The following is a 1,572-nucleotide window of genomic DNA, read 5'->3' as shown; positions in this document are numbered from 1 at the left end:
TAATCAAGCGAGTCAGCTACGGATTCGGTTGTTTTAGTAGCTTTAGATTAAGGATTCATCTAGTATTCGGAATTAAAAAGGCTGCCTAATCATAATACGATTAGGCAACCTCAGACAGCCGATTACCAACAACAGTTGACAAAGAGCCGAAATATCCTCATCAACACCCGTTGACAAAGAGCCAAATATCCGCTGCCAGTAACCAATTAAGTTGATTACCAACAACAGATATTTTAGAACCGTTAAGCTGATGTCAACGGCCGCATCAAGACCAGAGAACGCGTCCCCCACGATCATGGCTAGCAACAAAAAAAGCCATCGCCTATTGCGATGACTCCCGAGATGAAACTTCTGATACCGGAGGTGGGGTTCGAACCCACACGACCTCAACGGTCACTGGATTTTGAGTCCAGCGCGTCTGCCAGTTCCGCCACTCCGGCAAAAAAATCATAAAGATTGATTGGATACACCCAGTCAAAGGTGGTAATCGGATTCGAACCGACGATGAAGGTTTTGCAGACCTCTGCCTTACCACTTGGCTATACCACCATAATCGCCTATCCAATCTGACTGGACCAGCTGAATAAATCAAGATGCCCCAATCTAGGGCGGTATGTGGGAATCGAACCCACGCGTGCCGGAACCACAATCCGGTGTGTTAACCCCTTCACCAATACCGCCATCACATTACAAACAGGGATAGTAGGAGTTGAACCCACATCGACGGTTTTGGAGACCGTTGTTCTACCATTGAACTATATCCCTATAATGATGGTGGGGAGTGGATTCGAACCACCGAACCCGAAGGAGCGGATTTACAGTCCGCCGCGTTTAGCCAGACTTCGCTACCCCACCATAATGGCGCGGGACGGAATCGAACCGCCGACACATGGAGCTTCAATCCATTGCTCTACCGACTGAGCTACCGAGCCATATACCATCATGTAATATGTTTGTTGTGTATTAAATTATTAATAACATAACAACGGTCCGTACGAGACTCGAACTCGTGATCTCCTGCGTGACAGGCAGGCGTCCTAAACCAACTAGACCAACGGACCATAATTAGAATGTTATGTTACCTATGGAGGATACAGGGCTCGAACCTGTGACCCTCTGCTTGTAAGGCAGACGCTCTCCCAACTGAGCTAATCCTCCAAAATGACCCGTACGGGATTCGAACCCATGTTACCGCCGTGAAAGGGCGGTGTCTTAAACCACTTGACCAACGGGTCATACTATTTCAAACGGAGAGTGAGGGATTCGAACCCTCGAAACAGGTTAGTACCCGTTTACAGCATTTCCAATGCTGCTCCTTCAGCCACTCGGACAACTCTCCATTATAAAGCTCCGGCAGGCGGGCTCGAACCGTCGACAACCTGATTAACAGTCAGGTGCTCTACCAACTGAGCTATGCCGGAATAATCGCGTGGCAACGTCCTATCCTCGCAGGGGGCGATCCCCCAACTACTATCGGCGTGCTAAAGCTTAACTTCCGTGTTCGGCATGGGAACGGGTGTATCCTTTAGGCTATCGCCACCACACTATAAGAGAACTTATTCCCTCAAAACT

At 48.7% G+C, this 1,572-nt stretch carries 11 tRNA genes and 1 rRNA gene; all 12 read right to left on the bottom strand.

Features of this window, described 5'->3' with window-relative positions:
• Positions 1-355: 355 nt before the first annotated feature.
• A tRNA-Leu gene (locus tag EKM83_RS13180) sits at positions 356-440 on the bottom strand.
• Positions 441-478: 38 nt separating this feature from the next.
• Positions 479-549 (bottom strand) — tRNA-Cys (locus EKM83_RS13175).
• A gap of 58 nt (positions 550-607) precedes the next feature.
• Positions 608-680 (bottom strand) — tRNA-His (locus EKM83_RS13170).
• Between the two features lie 14 nt (positions 681-694).
• A tRNA-Trp gene (locus EKM83_RS13165) sits at positions 695-765 on the bottom strand.
• Between the two features lie 7 nt (positions 766-772).
• Positions 773-855, bottom strand: a tRNA-Tyr gene (locus EKM83_RS13160).
• 4 nt (positions 856-859) lie between these two features.
• Positions 860-932: transfer RNA gene (locus EKM83_RS13155), tRNA-Phe, on the bottom strand.
• 54 nt (positions 933-986) lie between these two features.
• A tRNA-Asp gene (locus tag EKM83_RS13150) sits at positions 987-1,061 on the bottom strand.
• 24 nt (positions 1,062-1,085) lie between these two features.
• Positions 1,086-1,158, bottom strand: a tRNA-Val gene (locus EKM83_RS13145).
• Between the two features lie 4 nt (positions 1,159-1,162).
• Positions 1,163-1,235 (bottom strand) — tRNA-Glu (locus tag EKM83_RS13140).
• 13 nt (positions 1,236-1,248) lie between these two features.
• Positions 1,249-1,339: transfer RNA gene (locus EKM83_RS13135), tRNA-Ser, on the bottom strand.
• 9 nt (positions 1,340-1,348) lie between these two features.
• A tRNA-Asn gene (locus EKM83_RS13130) sits at positions 1,349-1,421 on the bottom strand.
• Positions 1,422-1,427: 6 nt separating this feature from the next.
• Positions 1,428-1,544, bottom strand: a 5S ribosomal RNA gene (gene rrf, locus EKM83_RS13125).
• Positions 1,545-1,572: the final 28 nt, after the last annotated feature.

Source organism: Levilactobacillus angrenensis, from assembly GCF_003946085.1.
Lineage (GTDB): Bacteria > Bacillota > Bacilli > Lactobacillales > Lactobacillaceae > Levilactobacillus > Levilactobacillus angrenensis.
The sequence above is the reverse complement of the archived record's forward strand: the minus strand, read 5'-3'. Positions and strand labels throughout refer to the sequence as shown.